Origin of the sequence: Mesorhizobium sp. M0217, from assembly GCF_040321955.1 — a bacterium.
GTDB lineage: Bacteria > Pseudomonadota > Alphaproteobacteria > Rhizobiales > Rhizobiaceae > Mesorhizobium.
Genome location: NZ_JAMYSN010000012.1, coordinates 39056 through 56423 on the forward strand (window position 1 = coordinate 39056; position 17368 = coordinate 56423).

General features: G+C 63.1%; 15 protein-coding genes and 2 tRNA genes. 7 read left to right on the forward strand and 10 right to left on the reverse strand.

The features are described from left to right. Positions 1-407: 407 nt before the first annotated feature. Both NKJ18_RS19420 and NKJ18_RS19425 read left to right on the forward strand, forming a co-directional pair. The gene (locus NKJ18_RS19420; RefSeq protein ID WP_023731498.1) at positions 408-698 is read left to right on the forward strand and encodes a hypothetical protein; all 291 of its coding nucleotides are present in this window, start codon (positions 408-410) and stop codon (positions 696-698) included. Continuing rightward, a complete protein-coding gene (locus NKJ18_RS19425; RefSeq protein WP_050589311.1) occupies positions 691-1878 on the forward strand; it encodes a site-specific integrase in 1188 nt (395 codons plus the stop codon). Before NKJ18_RS19420 ends, NKJ18_RS19425 begins: the two co-directional genes overlap by 8 nt. 45 nt (positions 1879-1923) lie before the next feature. Here NKJ18_RS19425 and NKJ18_RS19430 read toward each other — a convergent pair. After that, positions 1924-2000, reverse strand: a tRNA-Asp gene (locus NKJ18_RS19430). Between the two features lie 218 nt (positions 2001-2218). Here NKJ18_RS19430 and NKJ18_RS19435 point away from each other — a divergent pair. Next, positions 2219-2294: transfer RNA gene (locus tag NKJ18_RS19435), tRNA-Val, on the forward strand. Between the two features lie 42 nt (positions 2295-2336). On the opposite strand, the gene NKJ18_RS19440 is transcribed toward NKJ18_RS19435, so the two are convergent. Further along, positions 2337-3197 carry a toll/interleukin-1 receptor domain-containing protein gene (locus NKJ18_RS19440; protein ID WP_352520240.1) on the reverse strand — a complete coding sequence of 287 codons (861 nt, stop codon included), beginning with the start codon at positions 3195-3197 and terminating at the stop codon, positions 2337-2339. 530 nt (positions 3198-3727) lie between these two features. Continuing rightward, a complete protein-coding gene (locus NKJ18_RS19445) occupies positions 3728-4291 on the reverse strand; it encodes a hypothetical protein (RefSeq protein ID WP_031203220.1) in 564 nt (187 codons plus the stop codon). An 87-nt stretch (positions 4292-4378) separates the two neighbouring features. On the opposite strand from NKJ18_RS19445, the gene NKJ18_RS19450 reads away from it, so the two are divergent. Beyond that, a complete protein-coding gene (locus tag NKJ18_RS19450; RefSeq protein ID WP_198020703.1) occupies positions 4379-5200 on the forward strand; it encodes a M15 family metallopeptidase in 822 nt (273 codons plus the stop codon). Here the strand turns inward: NKJ18_RS19450 and NKJ18_RS19455 are convergent, their stop codons facing one another. The 5 genes from NKJ18_RS19455 to NKJ18_RS19475 form a co-directional block, all read right to left on the reverse strand. Continuing rightward, entirely contained in the window at positions 5201-5971 is a 771-nt protein-coding gene (locus NKJ18_RS19455) for an SDR family oxidoreductase (RefSeq protein WP_352759254.1), read from the reverse strand. It lies immediately after the preceding gene. A 30-nt stretch (positions 5972-6001) separates the two neighbouring features. Next, complete coding sequence (locus tag NKJ18_RS19460; protein ID WP_352624528.1) at positions 6002-6997, reverse strand: ABC transporter permease; 996 nt, start codon at positions 6995-6997, stop codon at positions 6002-6004. Between the two features lie 160 nt (positions 6998-7157). Further along, positions 7158-8198 carry a sugar ABC transporter substrate-binding protein gene (locus NKJ18_RS19465; RefSeq protein ID WP_023684845.1) on the reverse strand — a complete coding sequence of 347 codons (1041 nt, stop codon included), beginning with the start codon at positions 8196-8198 and terminating at the stop codon, positions 7158-7160. Positions 8199-8239: 41 nt separating this feature from the next. Further along, the gene (locus tag NKJ18_RS19470; RefSeq protein WP_352759257.1) at positions 8240-9004 is read right to left on the reverse strand and encodes an ATP-binding cassette domain-containing protein; all 765 of its coding nucleotides are present in this window, start codon (positions 9002-9004) and stop codon (positions 8240-8242) included. After that, positions 9001-10167: an ROK family transcriptional regulator gene (locus NKJ18_RS19475; protein ID WP_352759259.1), complete on the reverse strand. Its 1167-nt coding sequence runs from the start codon at positions 10165-10167 to the stop codon at positions 9001-9003. Before NKJ18_RS19475 ends, NKJ18_RS19470 begins: the two co-directional genes overlap by 4 nt. A gap of 212 nt (positions 10168-10379) precedes the next feature. Between NKJ18_RS19475 and NKJ18_RS19480 the strand changes: the two genes are divergently transcribed. Continuing rightward, positions 10380-11561 (forward strand): M24 family metallopeptidase, encoded by a 1182-nt coding sequence (locus tag NKJ18_RS19480; protein ID WP_352759261.1) that lies wholly within the window; start codon positions 10380-10382, stop codon positions 11559-11561. A gap of 59 nt (positions 11562-11620) precedes the next feature. Next, positions 11621-11806 carry a hypothetical protein gene (locus NKJ18_RS19485; protein WP_031251405.1) on the forward strand — a complete coding sequence of 62 codons (186 nt, stop codon included), beginning with the start codon at positions 11621-11623 and terminating at the stop codon, positions 11804-11806. A gap of 69 nt (positions 11807-11875) precedes the next feature. Here the strand turns inward: NKJ18_RS19485 and NKJ18_RS19490 are convergent, their stop codons facing one another. Beyond that, positions 11876-13159, reverse strand: coding sequence for a M23 family metallopeptidase (locus NKJ18_RS19490; RefSeq protein ID WP_352759262.1), 1284 nt, complete (start codon positions 13157-13159; stop codon positions 11876-11878). Between the two features lie 162 nt (positions 13160-13321). Then, positions 13322-13789 (reverse strand): peroxiredoxin, encoded by a 468-nt coding sequence (locus NKJ18_RS19495; protein WP_023684851.1) that lies wholly within the window; start codon positions 13787-13789, stop codon positions 13322-13324. 184 nt (positions 13790-13973) lie between these two features. Here NKJ18_RS19495 and NKJ18_RS19500 point away from each other — a divergent pair, with 184 nt between their 5' ends. Then, a complete protein-coding gene (locus NKJ18_RS19500; protein ID WP_352759266.1) occupies positions 13974-17360 on the forward strand; it encodes a YhdP family protein in 3387 nt (1128 codons plus the stop codon). Positions 17361-17368: the final 8 nt, after the last annotated feature.

Below are 17368 nucleotides of genomic sequence, written 5' to 3' on the forward strand. Positions count from 1 at the left end.
AGCATGGCGACGCCGCAGGCGAGACGCCGGGCCGCCGCCCCAAACGAGGGTGCCGTTTCAAGGCTGGTGATTTCGCCAGAGCACAGGGTGCGATTCTGACTACGCACAAGCCAGACGCTGTCATGGCGATGCTGGGTTGGCCGGGCGTAGCGGCTTCGAAGCCGCCGATTACTAGTATTCTCGCTCTGTGGCTGCCGATTCTGCGATTAAGGATTGGATGAATAGGCATGGGGGAGAAAGGCCGCTATTCTAAGCCTCATTCCCCCTCGATGCAGGAATAACGAGATCATGGAGTAGGAAAATCTCATGCTATACGGCGGAGGTTCTTACACGGGCGAGATTCACACCCGCCCAACCACAAGGCGCCCATCCGCTGCCCGATGGACGGTGGATAGAGTTTTGGTGCCATGAGCCAAACCCACACATTACAACCGTCATCTATCCGCTTCCCGGTACAACCACGGCTGGTGCCGGCGATCAAGGCGGCGCGTTATCTCCACCTGACGCTGCGGGAATTCATGGAATTGCTGCCCGAGTTGCAGGATCAAGGCTTTCCCAAGGCCTGCCCAATCACCGGCAACTACGACATGGTTGCGATCGACGCCTGGCTCGATCAACGCTCGGGTCTTGCAGGATCAGGATCCGGCGCGCAGTCTAGCATTGACATTGCAAGAGCGAGGCTGGCGACCCTTGGGTAAGATCAAGTTGAAGCACTACGTCATCCGTAAGGGCAAATACGGCTACTGGCTGCCGACGCCGAAGATGGTCGAAGCTGGCTTCAGATGCATTTCCTGTGGAATCGACGGGCCTGAGGCTTGGACGATAGCCCGGGAGTGGGAAGACCGCTGGCAGGAACTCCGCAAGGGCAGGGAGCCGTCGCGCCTGCATGTATGGCCAAAGGATTCCATCGGAGACGCCTTTGCACGCTATCGCCGCATGGATGCATGGAAGCGCAAGCCACCGCGCACCCGCGAGGATTGGGAGCGCGGTTGGACCTTCATCGAGCCGTACTTCGCCGACCTGCCGCCAGCCGACATCACCCTCGAGCTGCTCGACGACTGGTATGGCCGTCTGCTGCGGGTCAAAGGTGTCGACATCGCCTACCGTGCCGTAAAGACGTGGCGTTCGCTCTATAATGTCATGGCCGGCATGAAGCTATGCCCGCCCGGCTCCGACCCATCGCAGGCGATCCGCCGCCAGACGCCACCACCGCGCCACCAGACCTGGACGGCAGGCGAGGCGGTGCGCATGGTCAAGGGCGCCTGGCGCGCCGGCTACCGCGGACTGGCCTGCATCATCGCCGTTGCGTGGGACACGAGCTTCTCACCCGTCGACGTGCGCACGCTCAAACCGGCGCAGGCAATGCAGACAGCACAGGAATGGGGTTTTCTGATTGCACGCAGCAAGAGTGGCGAGGCGGCTTTCGGCACGCTGTCGTCACGCACGCAGCGCCTGGTGCTGGCCTATGTCGAATCACTAGGCGTCACCCTGCTTGACGATGCGCCGATCTTTCGCTCGCGCGGTTTCGCGCCGGGCCTGAAGGGCGGCCGGCCGCGCGCCGGCGTGCCTTACACGAAGGATTCTCTGGTCGACGACTTTGCCGATCTGCGCACGCTGGTATTCGGGACATCGGAGAAGCGGCGGCTGATGGACATGCGGCGTTCCGGCGCGGTCGAGGCGAATGCCGGAGGCGCGTCGGTCGAGGCAATCTCGGCCAAGATGGGCAATTCGATCGACGGGAACAAGGCGCTGCAGAAGACCTATATGCCGGTCAATCTGGCCGCCGTCCGCTCAGCCGATGCCAGCCGCCGCAAAGGCAGAAAGCTGCTTGGCCTGGAACGGAACGAATACAGAAAGTTGAAACTCTCCGGAGAATGAGAGTTGAAACTTTTCAAGGGGCGGTAGCTAACCCCTTGAAATGAATGGCGCGAGTGACGGGGCTCGAACCCGCGACCTCCGGCGTGACAGGCCGGCACTCTAACCAACTGAGCTACACCCGCGCATTGGACGAGCACGTGTCAGCCGTGTTCGTCGTTGGGGCGGTGGATAAGGGGTTCGCCACCGGGTGTCAAGCGCAGCTGGACAGCATAAACGCAAACAGGAGAAGGTTTTTTGACGGGCGGCACTTTGCCCGCGAAAACCACTGTGCGGCTAAGCTAGCAGCTGCTCATTTGGCCTTGCGAAGCCGGTTGCGACCGCTTAAAGGTCCGGCCGGAGCGGGCGATTAGCTCAGTTGGTAGAGCGCTTCGTTTACACCGAAGATGTCGGCGGTTCGAGCCCGTCATCGCCCACCACTCAATTTCTTGATAAATCGGTGCTTGCCCGGAGTTACGGTCTCATATCCGGTTGTATGCGTTGTCGGCATTCTGCTTCCTGGCCTTGTCGCGTTCGAAAGGGGTGACGCAGACCAAGTCGCTCTCGAACGCTTCACGCCAGACGTAGCCGTCGCGGCAGGTGCTGTCGCCGTAAGGTCCGCCGGTCGGCGAACGATTGTTGCGGGCATTGGCATTCTGCGCCTGCACCTCGCCGTAGTCGGCAGGACTCACGCACACGCTGTCGCCGAAGATCGCCGATCGCCAGACGAATCCTTCCTTGCACCCTTTGGCCTCGATCGCTGCGGGCTCGATAGGCGACGGCAAAGGGGAGGGCCTCGGCCACAACGCCACCGTTGTCCCGCCGATGCCGAGCGCGATCATCGCGACCAGCCCGTGCAGCAGCCAGAGCCTCGGCCGCCGCGCCGCTGGCTTCGCTATCGCCGACGCAATCGCCGCCATATCGTCGTTGAAGCGCTCGTGGCGGACCTCCATGGCTTGACGCTTGGCCAGGTCCTGCAGATCGGGTGGCAAGGCGCTTTTCTTTGGCATGCTGGCGCCGTTGACGAGCACGGGGATGACGCGCACCCCAGCCTGGAGTGCCGTACGGATCTCCTTGCGCACGAAGTCGTCGGGGGACTCCAGCCGAACCTGGCCCTGCTCATCGGCAAGCGCGGCCCACTGCGGCCCCACGATCGCCAGCATGATTTTGCAGCTGGCCAAACTGCGAGCAAGCGCCACCTCAAAGTCATCGCCGGGGTTGAGCTTGTCGACGTCCATGAAGATGGATGCATCAGGAAGCGCGCGGTTCAGATTATCGTAGACGCGGCCCGCCACGCCGGAATCGGTCTGCCGTCGGTAGTTGATGAATACGTCGCCAAGCAAGGCCTGCCTCTTCCCACATCAACGAGACGGCCCCAAAATAGCATGAGCGGTGACCTCGCAGCTAGTCTGGCGATAGACTGGCCATTACTGCGGGTGCAGTCCGTTTCATGTCTCGCCAGAGGACACATGCACCGGCCCTTCGCGTCGCACGGTGGACTAAGTACAAGAGGCCATTACGGCGCGTCGCCAAAGCGGAATATACACAAATGTCTTCCGTCTGGATGGCAGCTGCAGAGCAAGTTCGACCCACGCCCGCGACGATCGGCTCCGCCACTTCTTCCTGTTTCGGCTCGCAGATGCGGGCAAGCGTGTACTTGTCGACGTTGTTCGCATACGGCTTCGATATCGGCGTAGGTGCCGTGTCACCGTGCCGCGATAAGGGTTCACAGCGGTCGAGTTGACTATAGCGTTCTCAGCGAAGATGTCGGCGGTTCGAGCCCGTCATCGCCCACCATATCCGGCCCGCATATCCCGAATGCCGGGCGCGGCCGCAATGAGCCGCACCCGCCGTTCTTTCCTGGCGCGCTAGCCTATCGCTTGACGTAGCAGTTCTTCTTCACGCGGCGGATGGGATCCTCGCCAAAGGCGTCGACGCTGCATGTGACGCCGTTCCTGAATACGCCCTGGACGTACTGGCCACGCGCCCCGTATCTCACCACTTTGCGGCCACGGAACTCGCAGAACCGCCCCTCCGAGGCGCAGGCCACCCATCTGCCGCGGCCCTGGCCGTAATCATTATCGCCGTAATTGTCATCATTGCCGTAATTGTCGTCGTCGTTGTCACCATAATCATTACCGCTATCGCGCCTCGCAATATAGCAGGCCTTGTCGCGGCCGGGCGCCGGGTCGCCGAAGACGCGATTCGAGCAAGGCACGGAACGACGATCGAAGAAGCGGGAGGTGGTCTGGCCGCGCGCGCCGTAGACCACTTCCGAGGGGTAGGGCAGGCGGCACGTGCCGCCTTCATCGGCGCATTTCTGCATGCGCTGGGCCGACGCGGTGGCGGGGAAAAGGATAGAAACTGACGAGGCCAGGCCGACCAGGCAAATGAATGTAAACGTCATCCGGATCAAAGCAGTGAAGGTTTTTGACATGATTTTGTCTCCCGTTCGATTCGACCAGCATGGTACAGCTGCCTTGTTAAATGCACGATGAATGAAAGCCCTCGCGGAGGCAGCACAATGATCGACCATCCACGGCGGCTGATGTTACAGCTGCTATTGGCATTGGCAATCTCTGGTATTGGGCGCTTCGCCTATGCGGGGAATGTGGGCGACGGCGTCGACCAGCCCGCCGCCAAGGCAGCCTTGCTCAAGGCCTATCCCGGCCTTTTCACCATTTCGGGCAATGTCCTGACCTGGACCGACGGCACCACCATGGTGTGGAACGACGACAAGGCGCGCGACGCCGACGCGCTGCTTGAGAGCCCCGACATCGAAGACATGTTTCGCTACGTCTATCCCAGAGCAGCCGAGGGCGCGCTGGTCCCGGCGGAGGATTTCGATCCCGGCCGTATCCGCAATGAACCTTTCTTCGAGAAGCTCTACGGGGCAAGTGCCGCCGAGGTGGGCAAGCACATCGCCAACGTCAAATGGTTGCCGAAGCTCGGCGAGAAGACCGTGCAGGTCACCAGGATTTTCGGCATCAACGACCGGCTGGGCAAGGTCTCCGCTGCGCTTGAGGCGATGCCCGCGGAACTGAGCCGTTACGGGCTCAAGCCCGGCGGCGGCTTTGTCTGGCGGCCGATCGCCGGCACCGACCGGTTGAGCGTTCACTCGTTCGGAGCGGCCTTCGATATCAATGTCGGCTTCTCCGACTATTGGTACAACAACAGGAACAAAACCAACCCGAAGGCCCACATTCCCTTCAAGAACCGGATTCCGCTGGAAATCGTGGAATTGTTCGAGAAAAACGGCTTCATCTGGGGCGGGCGCTGGTATCACTACGACACCATGCACTTCGAGTACCGGCCTGAGTTGCTGCTGTACAAGAAATCCGGCTGATCACGGCGGCAGCAGCCGGAAATCCTTGCCTTCGGGCAGCAACTGGCCGCCGTCGACGACGATGGTGGTGCCGGTGATGTAGCTGGCATCGTCGGAGGCGAGGAACAGGAAGGCGTTGGCGACGTCGCGCGGACTGCCGAGGCGTCCGAGCGGGACCGAATCCTCCATGTTCTTGATGTAGGCGGCGCCCCGATGCAGCTCGATCGCTTCGGTCAGGATGTTGCCGGGCTCGACGCCGTTGACGGTGATGCCGTAGCCGCAGAATTCCAGCGCCGCCGATCGGATGAAGCCGTTGATGCCGGCCTTGCTGGCGGCGTAGTGGCCATGGCCGGGGCTGGTGACATGCGGGCCGGTGATCGACGAGGTGTAGAGCATACGCCCGTAACCTTGCGCCTTCATCGGCGCCAGCGCCGCCAGCGTGGCATTGAAGGTGCCGCGCAGATTGACCGCCATCACCCGGTCCCAGTCGTCCGGGCTGGTGTTCTCGATGAGCTGCCAGGGATAGATGCCGGCATTCTGCACGACGATGTCGAGGCGACTGTGGCGGCTTAATGCCAGCGCCACCGCGGCTTCTGCGTCGGCAATTTGCGAGATGTCGGTGCGGATGAAGGCGGCGCCAAGCTCGCGGGCGGTCGCCTGGCCGGCCTCGGCCTCGCTGTCGGCCAGGACCAGTCTTGCGCCTTCTTCGGCAAAGCGCTGGGCGATGCCCTTGCCGATGCCGCGCGCGCTGCCGATGATCAGCGCGACCTTGTCTTGAAGCCGTCCGGTCATGCCAGTTCTCCCATCATGCCAGCTGTCCTCTTATGCCAGTCTTTGGCGAATGGTTTGCTTGAAGGCGTCGAGCAGCACGGCGGCGAGCACAAGCAGGCCGTGGATGACCTGGGTGAAGTTGGCCGGCAGGCCCATCAGGTTGATCGCCGTGTTGATGGAGGAGAGCAAAAGCACGCCGGCATAGACCCCGGGCAAGGTGCCGACGCCGCCTTTCAGGCTGACGCCGCCGATGACGACGGCGGCAAAGGCGTTGAACAACAGCCCGGTGCCGAGATTGGCGGTGGCGCCCGAGGTGCGGATGGCGAGCAGCCAGCCGGCGAGGCCGGCAATGGCGCCGGCAAGTACGAAGGCGATGATCAGATTGCGGTTGACGCGGATGCCGGCGCGGAAGGTCGCGGTCTCGTTACCGCCGATCATCACGAGGTGGCGGCCGAACGGCGTCTTGGCCATGATCAGCGAGAACAGGACGAAACAGGCGACGGCGATCCAGGCGGTCAGCGGCAGGCCCGCCAGCCGCTGGATGCCGAACCAGCGGATGGCCGGCGCCAGATCCTGTGCCGAGCGGCCGCCGGAAATCACCAGAACCAGGCCGCGCACCCAGATGTAGGACGCCAGCGTGATGATGAAGGCGCTCATCTTCACCTTGACCACGAGATAGCCGTTGAAGACGCCGATGAGGCCGCCGACGGCGAGCGCAACGAGCAGCGAAACCGGAACCATCAGCCATTGCGGATTGAGCTGTATGCCCATGCCGATGCCCGATGAGCAGAACAGGATGCCGACGGCCATGGCGCTGAGCGCGGCCACCGATTCCACCGACAGGTCCATATGGCCGGCAATGATGACCAGCGACAGGCCGATCGACATCACGCCGAGAACGCTCGAGGCCTCGATGATGTTGGCGAAGATGCCGAGCTGGAAGTAGTTCGGGACGAAGATGGAAAAGACAACCAGCACAAAGATCAGCATGAACCAGACGAGGTTGTCGAGGACGAACTCCAGGGCTTTGCGGCTGCGCGGGTTCATGGGCTGATCCGGTTGGCGCTCCCGAGAAAATCAGGCTGAGAAATCAACTCGATTTCGTCGGGTTCAGGCGCGGGTTTAGGTTCGCCACGGTGTCCTGGGACGCGGCGTCGTGAATGGGCAGGCTCCGGGCCGCAATGGCCCGGAGCGCTTCGCTAGGCTACTATTCGACAGACTTGATCGTGTCCGTCGGCGGCTTCTGGTTGCCCCAGAAGGCCGGATTGTCGACGTTTTCCTTGGTGATGGCGGCGCCCGGGATCTTGATGTTGGGGCCCCAGCTCTCCTTGGTCACGGTCGACTTCAAGCCGAGCACGTCATACTCGCCAGGCTTGATTTCCTGCTTGCCGGCGATCTTGTCCATGAACATGGCGACGGCTGCGGCCTGCGCGTAGAGCGGTTGCTCGACTTCGACATTGAGCCAGCCCTTGCGGATCAGGTCGAGACCGACCGGAGCGCCGTTCGAGCTCATCAGCATGACGTCGCCCGGCTTCTTGCCGGCGGCCTCGAGCGAGGCGACGGCTGCAACCGAGAGGTGCGCGGCATGGCTGAAGATCAGGTCGATGTCGGGGTTGGCGAGCATCTGGTCGGCAACGATCGTGCCGGCGTTGCTGGCTTCCCATTGCATGGCCGGCAGCGAGATGATCTTGACGTCAGGAAATGCCTTCAACTTCTCCTCGAAACCCTTCTGGATGTCGAGCGTGTAGGGATCGCCGGGATCGCCGAGCACCTGCAGGATCTTGCCCTTCACCGAACCGTTCTTGGCGGTCAGAAGCTTTTGCGCCTGCTCGGCCGCGACGTAGCCGATCTCGACCGTGCCCGCCACCGAGGTGAAATCGGACGGGGTCGAGGTGATCTGGCGGTCGAACTCGACCACCGGGATGCCGGCGGCACGCGCCGCTTCGATGGACGGCTTCAGCGCGTTGAAATCGACGGCGGCCAGGATGATCGCCGCCGGCTTCAGCGCAATGACGTCGTTCATCTGCGATTGCTGCGCGTCGGTCTTGTTGTCGGCGTTGAGTGTTTTCACCTCATAGCCGACCTGCTTGAGGAACAGCTCCAGCGCGCTCACCGAGCCGGTCTGGAATTCATCGAGCAGGGTCGGGACCATATAATAGACGGTGCCCTTGGTCTGGGACATTGCCGGCGTGAGCGAGGCAAGAGCCAGTGCCAGGATACCGAAGACAAGAACAAGTATTCGCTTCATGTCGTTCGCTCCTCTTTTATACCGGACCCCTCTTTTGTCCCTCAACTTGCCGGTCCGGCACCGGCAAGCGTCTCACCGGTGATCATGTTGATCACCGCATCGGGACTTGTTTTGTTGCGCGCGACATCGCCGGCCACGACGCCTTGCCGGATCACCACGATCCGGTCGGCGACCTGAAAAGCCTGTTGCATGATGTGGGTGATGATGACGACGCCGATGCCCTGGTTGGCCACCTGGCGGATCATCTCGAGACCGCGCCTGGTCTGCTCGACACCGAGTGCCGCGAACGGCTCGTCCAGCAGCACCAGCTTGCCGCCCCAATGCACGAAGCGGTTGAGCTCGATAGCCTGGCGCTGACCGCCCGAGAGGTGCTCGACATTGGTGCGCAGCGCCGGGATGCGGGTGCCGGCACTGGCCAGCGCCTTGCCGACGACGGCCTCCATGGCGCGCTCGTCGAGGATGGGGACACCGAGAACCTTGCGGGTGATTTCGCGGCCCATGAAGAAATTGGCGACGACGTCGACATTGGTGCAGAGCGACAGGTCCTGGTAGACGGTCTCGATGCCGGCAGCCTTGGCCTCGGCCGGCGTCTTCGCCAGAAACTCCTTGCCCTCGAACAACATGCGGCCGGAACTCGGTTCGAGGCCGCCGGCGATGATCTTGACCAGTGTCGACTTGCCGGCGCCGTTATCGCCGAGCAGCGCCACGACTTCGCCCTTGCCGATCGAGAAGCTGATGCCCCTCAGCGCGTGGATGGCGCCGTAATTCTTGGTGACGTTTTCGAGTACCAGCAGCGGTTCGGTCATGCCGCCACTCCCTTGCTGTGCATGAGGTCGGACCGGCGCTCGCGCTCGGCAATGAACATCTGGCCGAAGCGCGGCGACAGCACGCCCGAAACGGCCAATGCGGCAGCGCCGCGCAGCACCGAATGCTTGCCGCCGGTCGCCACCGTCACGCGCGGTGTCTTGCGGTCGCGCCGCGCCGAGACCGAATTGGGAAGCTGTCCCGCCGCGCCGACCAGCGTTTCGAGCAGGTCGGTGGGCGCAAGCCCGCCGAGGATGACGGTTTCCGGGTCGAACACATTCTCTATGGTGACGATGGCGTTGCGGAAGATCGGCGCGATCTCGGCCACCCAGGCGGCGTCGCTGACGTTGCGGCGGCGACGTGCTTCGAGCGAGAGATACCGTTCGAGGCAGCCGCTGTTGCCGCATGGACAAGGTTCGCCGCCGGGAACGGCAGGGATGTGTCCGATTTCGCCGGCATTGCCCCAGGCGCCGCGCATCACCGCGCCGTCATGGACGATGACGCCGCCGAGGCCGACGCCGAAATAGAGGTAGTAGTATTCGGAATAACCGGAGCCGAGACCGTAAAGCCGTTCGCCCATGGCCGCCGCCGCCATGTCGGTCTCGAAGAAGGCCGGCAGCCCGGTCGACGCCGCCAGCCGTTCCGGCAGCGCGACATCCTTCCAGCCGGCCATGGTCGTCGGGCCGACGAAGCTCATCGATTCCACGCCGAACGGCCCGGGCAGTGCCATGCCGATGCCAAGCACGCGGCCGCCGGGCCGCAGCGCGGTCAATTCCGGCACCATCGCGCCGATCAGCTCGAAGGCATGGTCGGGCGTGGCATGCGGCGCCTCGCGGTGTGTGCTCTCGATGACATCGCCGCTGAGGTTGATCAGCGCCGCGTCGATGCCCATCGGGGTGAGGTGGACCCCGACGGCATAGCCGCCCTCGGGGTTGATCCTGAGCGTCGCCGGCGGCAATCCGCGGCCGCGCGGCTCTTCGCGCAGCGACAACAGATAGCCATGCTCTTCGAGCTCGCGAACGATGGTCGATACGGTCTGGACGGTGAGGCCGACCCGGCTGGCAATGTCGCCGCGAGCTATGGGACCGTGAAGGCGGATGGACTCCAGCACGATGCGCCGGTTGTAAGGCCGCCCGAACTCCTGATTGGTTCCCCGCAGTGCCATGTCCCGCGCCCTTTAGGAAGGCTAAGACTTGCACAGGCAATTTATTCAGTCAAATGGAATTCAAAAATAATTCGGAATGGTTCCCAGACGCGGTGCAGGACCTGTCCCATGCGCCGCGCTGGCCGATTGCAGCCGGGCTGAAACCACCGCAATGGTGAATGACGTCAGGCGGGCGCGGGGCTCGCCCGACCAGTGATCCAGCAGGAAAACCGATGATCGAATTTCCTTTTGCGCGCGATGAGTACCAGCGGCGGCTCAAGAAGATCCGCGCCGAGATGGCGGCGCGTCGGCTGGAACTGCTGGTCGTCAACGATGTCGCCAACCAGCATTACATCACCGGCTATGACGGCTGGTCGTTCTACACGCCGCAGGTCGTGCTTGTCCCGATCGAAAACGAGGCCGAGCCGGTCTGGATCGGCCGCGCCATGGATGCGGCAGGCGGCTTGCTGACGGCCTGGATGAAGCCGGAGAATGTGGTCGGCTTCCCCGAGGACCACGTGCAGCGCGCTGATCGCCATCCGATGGACTGGATAGCGGCCTGCATCGTCGCCAAGGGCTGGGGCGCGAGACATATCGGCGTCGAGCTCGAAGCCTATTATTTCTCGCCGAAGGCGCATGCCCGGCTGGTCGCCGGCCTGCCCAATGCGAAATGGCACGACGCCGATCTCCTGGTGAACTGGATCCGCGCCGTGAAATCCGCGCCGGAAATCGCCTACCTGCGCAAGGCGTCGACCTTGGCTGAAGCAGCTGTCGCGCGGGCCTTCGAAGTCATCGCGCCAGGCGTGCGCGAATGCGATGCGATTGCCGCGATCCAGGCGGCGCAGATTGCCGGCAGTCCAGACTTCGCCGGCGACATCACGGCACTCCCGCCGACGATCCTCGGCGGCGAGAATGCATCGGCTCCGCACATCATGTGGAGCGACCGGAGGTTCGGCAAGGACGAGACGATCGCGCTCGAACTCGCCGGCGTTTGCCGCCGATATGCCGCAGGCCTCGCCCGAACGATGCAGCTCGGCAAGACGCCGGCCCGTGTCTCCGACACCGCAAAGGCGGTGATCGAAGGCATGGATGCGGTGCTCGACGCGGTCAGGCCGGGGACCACAGCCGAAGCGGTCGAGGCCGCATGGCGCAAGGTTATCCAGCGCTACGGGCTGAAGAAGGAATCGCGCATCGGCTACTCCATCGGCGTCGCTTATCCCCCGGATTGGGGCGAGCACACGATCAGCCTGCGGCCCGGCGACAAGACCGCGCTGCAACCCGGCAACGTCCTGCACTCCATTCTTGGCATGTGGATGGATGGCTGGGGCATCGAGATCAGCGAGACCATTCTGGTGACCGAGACCGGCCATGAGACGCTGACCAAATTCCCGCGAGACATCCATGTCAAATCCTGACCGGTCGGCAGCACCGGGCGGTGCCGCGCCCCCGCATCGATGCCGGAATTCTCGATCGGATGGTCGAGATCCGCCGTCATCTGCACCGCCATCCCGAATTATCGAACCGCAAGATTGGGACGGGAGCTTATCTCAGGCCGATGCTGGCCGGGCAGGGGATATCAGACATCCGCGACGTCGCCCGCTACGGCCTGGCCGTCGATATTGTCGGCTCCGGGAGGCCGTCAATCGCAATGTGGCGATAAGGTGATGCATGCCTGCGGCCCAGCGGGCAGGGCGCGGCGAAGTTGGGCAGCAACCAGCCTGGCTTGACCTTACAAATACTGTTCGACCTTCTTGCCGACGGTCAGGAAGAGCAGCGGGTCGATGGCTTCGCCATTGTGGCGGACCTCGTAGTGCAGGTGCGGGCCGGTCGAGCGGCCGCTGCTGCCAGTCTTGCCGATGATGTCGCCGGCCGCGAGTTTTTGGCCGACGGCAACGTCGATCTCGCTCAGATGGCCGTAGCGCGTGGCAAAGCCGTTGCCGTGATCGACCTCGACCATGCGGCCATAGCCGCCGTTCCAGCCGGCCTTGGTAACGATTCCGGCCGCCGTGACCTTGGCTGCCATGCCGACCGGCGCGCGGAAATCCATGCCCGAGTGCAGGGCAGCGGTGCCGAGGATGGGGTCAGTGCGCACGCCGAACGGGCTGGTGACGGAGTGGCCCGGCGCCGGGTTGGCGAGCGGCAGCCGCCGCGCCTCTTTCTTCAACTGGTCGAGCGTATCCAGCGCCTCGTCCAGTTCCTTGACCTTGCTGTCGAACATCATCGAGCTGTCAAGCGGGATCAGCGGTCCGCCGACATCGCTTTCGTTTTTGCCGAAATCGCTGTCGACCGGCAGACCGGCCGCTTCCAGCGCCTGGCTGATGGCATCGGCGTTCTTGTAGGCGTTGTCGGCCAGGGTTTCGATTCGGGTGAGTTGCTGGCTCTCGATAGCCTTCAGTGAATCATTGATCGAGACGAACAATTTGTCGGCGCGGTCCGCAGCCGTTTCGCTGGGCAGCGGATCGGAACGTGTCGACCACAGCGAGAATGGCCTGGTGTCGCCCGAACCAAGGCTGGCGACCGAATAGGCGAGTGGCTCGCCGCCAGTCAGTTCGGCATGTTCGTCGGGTTTTGTTGTCGCTGCGGCATCAGCGGTTGGCGGCGTCCCGACTTCGTTTTCGGCCCGCTCGAGAATCGGGCCGAGGCGGCCATGGCGCTGGCTGAGCTGGCTCTGCCGCTCGATCAATTCGCTGACCTTGGTTTCCATCAGTTTTTGGTCGAGAAGCTGGCGGCTGGTGATGCGGTCGACCTGCGCGCGCAATGCGGAAATGCGATCTTCATAGGCCTGCTGCATGCGCGCCTGCCGGGCCGTGGTGGCGCCGATCAGATCGTCGCGCAGTACGAGATAGGAGGTCGCCAAGAGATAGCCGATGGCGATCGCCGCCAGTGCCGAGCCGAGAAAGGCGACGAGCCACGGCCGGATGGTGAAATGCCGTATTTCATTGCCCCGCGCAATGATGACCGTATGCGGCTCCTTGCGCCTGCCGAAGACCGCTGACTGACCGGTTAGGTTCACGGGACCAAGCTTTCGTTACGACACCAACGAAGCCCGATTACACATTATTAGGGTTAACAAAGTTTTGCCGTTCGCGGGCGCGCTAGTGGCCAACGGTGTCAGCCACCCGCATATGTCTTATGCCCCAATGCACTGCGCGGCGTTGGCCAGATCGGTGGCGCCTCAGAGCGCGCGGACCGCCTCCAGCACTGCTTCGGCATGGCCTTTCACCCGGACCTTGCGCCAGATCCCGGCGATCCGCCCGTCCTTGCCGATCAGGAACGTCGCCCGCTCGACGCCCATATAGTTGCGGCCATACATCGTCTTCTCGACCCATAGATTGTAGGCCTCGATCACCTTGCGCTCCTCGTCGGCAACCAGGTCGACGGTGAGATCGTATTTCGTTTTGAACTTGTCGTGCTTCTTCACGCTGTCCGGCGACAGGCCGATCACCACGGCGCCGGCCTTTTCGAACTCCGGCTTCAGCTGCGAAAAGCTGATCGCCTCATTGGTACAACTTGTGGTGTCGTCCTGCGGATAGAAATAAAGTACAACAGGCTTCCCCCGCATCGAGGCAAGGCTGAGTGAGCCGCCGCCGTCGCGCGGAAGATCGAATTGCGGCGCAACGTCGCCAATGTCGAGATCAGCCATATCGATGCCCTTGTTTGAGGTTACGCGGCCATAAATCAAAGAGATAGAGCATGATGTCTGGACAAACGGAAACCGTTTGTCCGAGAAAACCGCCTCACACTTTTCGGCATCATGCTCTAGCCTGCGTCGTTATAGTGTCGGGCGGGGATTCGTCCACGATCGAATTCGCACAACGGAAAATTGCGTGGATCAGGAAGAACCGCAGCACGAGAAAATCCGGTTCAGGCGTGACGAGATCACCGACCTGGGGGCTTTCCCGTCCGCTTGCCGCGTGCCGCCGCTCGGCAAGGCACGGATCGGCCGCGGCTTTCGCATCCTTGCCCGGCTGTTTGCCGGCATTGGAGCCCTTGTGCTGCTGGCAGCGGCCGCCGTCTACGTCATCGGCGCCACCGGCATCGGCAGCGAACGGCTGCGGTTGGAAGCCGAAACGGCGATCGAGAAACTGGCCGGTTTCGACGTCAAAGTCGCCGTCGGTCCTGCCAGCCTGACACTTGACGGATCGAGCTTCATTGCGCTGCAGGTCAAGGATGTCAGCGTCGAGACGGCCGACGGCAAGCCGATGGCCGATGCCGGGCGCGTCCGCTTCGGCATCCGGTTGATCCCGCTGCTTTCGGGCGAGGTTCGGCTGACCAGCGCCAGGATTTCCGACGCCCATATCGTCACCGCGGCAATGCCGTCGGGTGGTGACTGGACAGCGCGCCTGCGCAATCAAGACGGTCTCATCGATCCGGAAAAACTGGCCGCCGCCGTCTTCAGTGACGTCAATCGTGCACTCGATGCCGTGCGCGAGGATTCGATGCGCCGCATCGATCTTAGAAATGTCGCGTTCGAGCTGCCCGAGGCCGGATCGGTCAAGCTGGTAACGATCGCCAACGCGACGGTGCTGCAGTCAGGCCCCGGCAGCATGGAGTTCTCGTCCGAGGCGGATGTCGATGGCCGCGCGCTCACCGTCACGGCCACCGCCACCCGCGATACGAGCTCGATGCGCGTCACCGCCTTGAACGCCGCCATCGACATGGCGGATGTCGCGGAGACCACGCCAGCGGCCGGCGGGCGAACCGGCGCTATGGCTTTGAAGCTCACGGGATCCGAAGGCTCGGGCGAGACCGATTCGCGGCTGACGGGCTCGCTGTCGCTAACCGGCTCGGTGCTCGACCTCGGCACACGCGGGCTGTTGCCGGCCGATGTCGATGTCGACGCCGCCCTTGTCTCCGGCTCCAACAAGATCGATGTCGGCAGGCTGGTTCTAAAGACCGGGCGCTCGGCGTTCAATTTCGCCGGCTCGATCGGGCCAAAGCCGTCGACCGGCGCGGCCGGCGAGGAGCCTTCCTATCGTTACGACCTGACCAGCGACGGCTCGACGCTGGCGCCTTCGGAATCGCCCGAGCCGGCGCTGAATTTCTTCGCCCGCATCGCCGGCGTCTATCAGATCAAGAGCCGCAAGCTTGTCGCCGACCAGATCGGCATCAGGTCGGGATCGGGGAGCGAAGTGCTGGGAACCGCTGCGGTTTCCTTCATCGACAACGGACCGCCGGGTATCTCGGTGTCGCTCAACGTCCACGACATGGCGGTCTCGCACGTCAAGCAATTGTGGCCCTGGTTCTCGGCCAAGAACGCGCGGCTGTGGGTGCTGCAGAACCTGTTTGGCGGCCGCGTCGTCGATGCCAGCCTGCAGTTCCAGGTCGTGCCGGGGCGTCTCGGCAACGGCGTGCCGCTTTCGGCCGACGAGGTGTTCGGCCGCTTCCAGGTCGAGGGCTCGCGTTTCGACACCGCCGGCCGCATCCCGCCGATACGCGATGCCGTCGGCGTCGTTTCCTTCCACGGCAACGACGTCGACGTCGCGCTGTCGTCGGGCAGCGTCTATATGCCGAGCGGCCGCACCGTGGCGGCAAGCAATGGCACACTGTCGGTAAAGGCGGCAAACCACCCGCCGGTGATCGGCGCGCTCGACATCGACGTCGCCGGTGAGGCGCCGGCCATCGCCGAACTTGCCTCCTACGAACCGATCAACGCCATGCGCCATGTCGGCATCTTGCCGGACGACCTGTCGGGCACGGTGACCGGCCACGTCAAGGCCGACATTCCGTTGCAATCCGGCGTCGACACGTCGAAGCTCGATTGGCTGGTATCGCTCGACTACAAGGACCTGTCGCTCGCCAAGCCGTTCGAAGGCCAGATGGTGACCGATGCCGACGGATCGATCGAAGTCGGGCCTGACAAGGCGGTGATCTCTGCCAAGGCGCGGCTGAACGGCATTCCAGCCGAGCTCGATCTGGTTGAGCCGCTCAGGGATGGCGGGCCGCCGCGCAGCCGCAAGGTGGCGCTTGTGCTCGACGACAAGACGCGCGCCATCGCCATGCCTGGCCTGTCGCCGCTGATTTCCGGCACCATCAAGGTGGCAATCGACAAGAGCGGCGAAGGCGGCAGCCAGAACGTCGACGTTGACCTGACGAGCGCCAGGCTGGACATTCCCTGGGCAGGCTGGAGCAAGGGGCCGGGCATTGCCGCCAATGCCACTTTTACCATGAGCAAGTCCGGCGATACCACGACGCTGTCTGACTTCGACCTCGACGGAAAGAGCTTTTCGGTCGAAGGCGATGTCGTCCTGGTCAAGGGCGCGCTGTCTTCGGCCCGCTTCAGCAAAGTCGCCTTGAACCGGGGCGACGATGTCGCCGTGACGGTGAAGCGGTCGGGCAAGGGCTTCGCAGTCGATGTCAGCGGCAACGCGCTCGATGCCCGCTCGCTGATCAAGCAGTTCACCTCCGATGTCGATACCGCCACCAAAACCACCGGCACGGACGCGGTTTCGGTTAGCGCCGACGTCAATTCGCTAAGCGGGTTCCATGACGAGGTCCTGTCCAATTTGAAGCTCGACTACAGTGCCGCCGGCTCCAGGGTGAACAGGCTCAAGGTCAGCGCCGCGGCAAGTTCCGGCGCCGCCATCACCATCAGCAATACGGCAGGCAATGGTGCTCGCGCGCTCACCATGAAGTCGGCCGACGCAGGCGCCATATTGCGCTTCCTCAACATCTACGAGCATATGGAAGGCGGATCGATCACGCTGGCGCTCAGCGGCGCAGCCGACGGCCCGATGCGGGGACAGGTCGATTCGAGCAACTTCTTCATCGTCAATGAACCGAAGCTTGCGTCCATCGTATCGACTACGCCAGCCGGCGACAGCCGCAGCCTGAACGAAGCGGTCAAGGGCAAGATCGACACATCGCGGGTAAAGTTCGAGCGCGGCTTTACCGAGATCGACAAGGGGTCGGGCTATTTGAAATTGGCGAATGGCGTGCTGCGCGGCCCGCGCATCGGCACCACCTTCCAAGGCACGCTCTACGACCAGAACAACAATATGGACATGACCGGAACCTTCATGCCGGCCTATGGCCTCAACCGCATCTTCGGCGAGTTGCCGTTGGTCGGCGTTCTGCTCGGCAACGGCCGCGACCGAGGCCTGATCGGCGTCACCTACCGGCTTAAGGGCAACGCCAACAAGCCGGTGCTGGACATCAACCCGCTATCGGTAATCGCGCCGGGCATTTTCCGGTCGATCTTCGAGTATCGCTGAGGATCCCA

Excerpts from the sequence above, each read along its gene's own strand:
- NKJ18_RS19460 (WP_352624528.1), bottom strand. The coding sequence starts at position 6,997 with ATGAACCCGCGCAGCCGCAAAGCCCTGGAGTTCGTCCTCGACAACCTC.
- NKJ18_RS19495 (WP_023684851.1), bottom strand. The coding sequence starts at position 13,789 with ATGGCTGATCTCGACATTGGCGACGTTGCGCCGCAATTCGATCTTCCG.
- NKJ18_RS19450 (WP_198020703.1), top strand. The coding sequence starts at position 4,379 with ATGATCGACCATCCACGGCGGCTGATGTTACAGCTGCTATTGGCATTG.
- NKJ18_RS19420 (WP_023731498.1), top strand. The coding sequence starts at position 408 with ATGAGCCAAACCCACACATTACAACCGTCATCTATCCGCTTCCCGGTA.
- NKJ18_RS19475 (WP_352759259.1), bottom strand. The coding sequence starts at position 10,167 with ATGGCACTGCGGGGAACCAATCAGGAGTTCGGGCGGCCTTACAACCGG.
- NKJ18_RS19465 (WP_023684845.1), bottom strand. The coding sequence starts at position 8,198 with ATGAAGCGAATACTTGTTCTTGTCTTCGGTATCCTGGCACTGGCTCTT.
- NKJ18_RS19445 (WP_031203220.1), bottom strand. The coding sequence starts at position 4,291 with ATGTCAAAAACCTTCACTGCTTTGATCCGGATGACGTTTACATTCATT.
- NKJ18_RS19485 (WP_031251405.1), top strand. The coding sequence starts at position 11,621 with ATGGTCGAGATCCGCCGTCATCTGCACCGCCATCCCGAATTATCGAAC.
- NKJ18_RS19480 (WP_352759261.1), top strand. The coding sequence starts at position 10,380 with ATGATCGAATTTCCTTTTGCGCGCGATGAGTACCAGCGGCGGCTCAAG.
- NKJ18_RS19470 (WP_352759257.1), bottom strand. The coding sequence starts at position 9,004 with ATGACCGAACCGCTGCTGGTACTCGAAAACGTCACCAAGAATTACGGC.
- NKJ18_RS19455 (WP_352759254.1), bottom strand. The coding sequence starts at position 5,971 with ATGACCGGACGGCTTCAAGACAAGGTCGCGCTGATCATCGGCAGCGCG.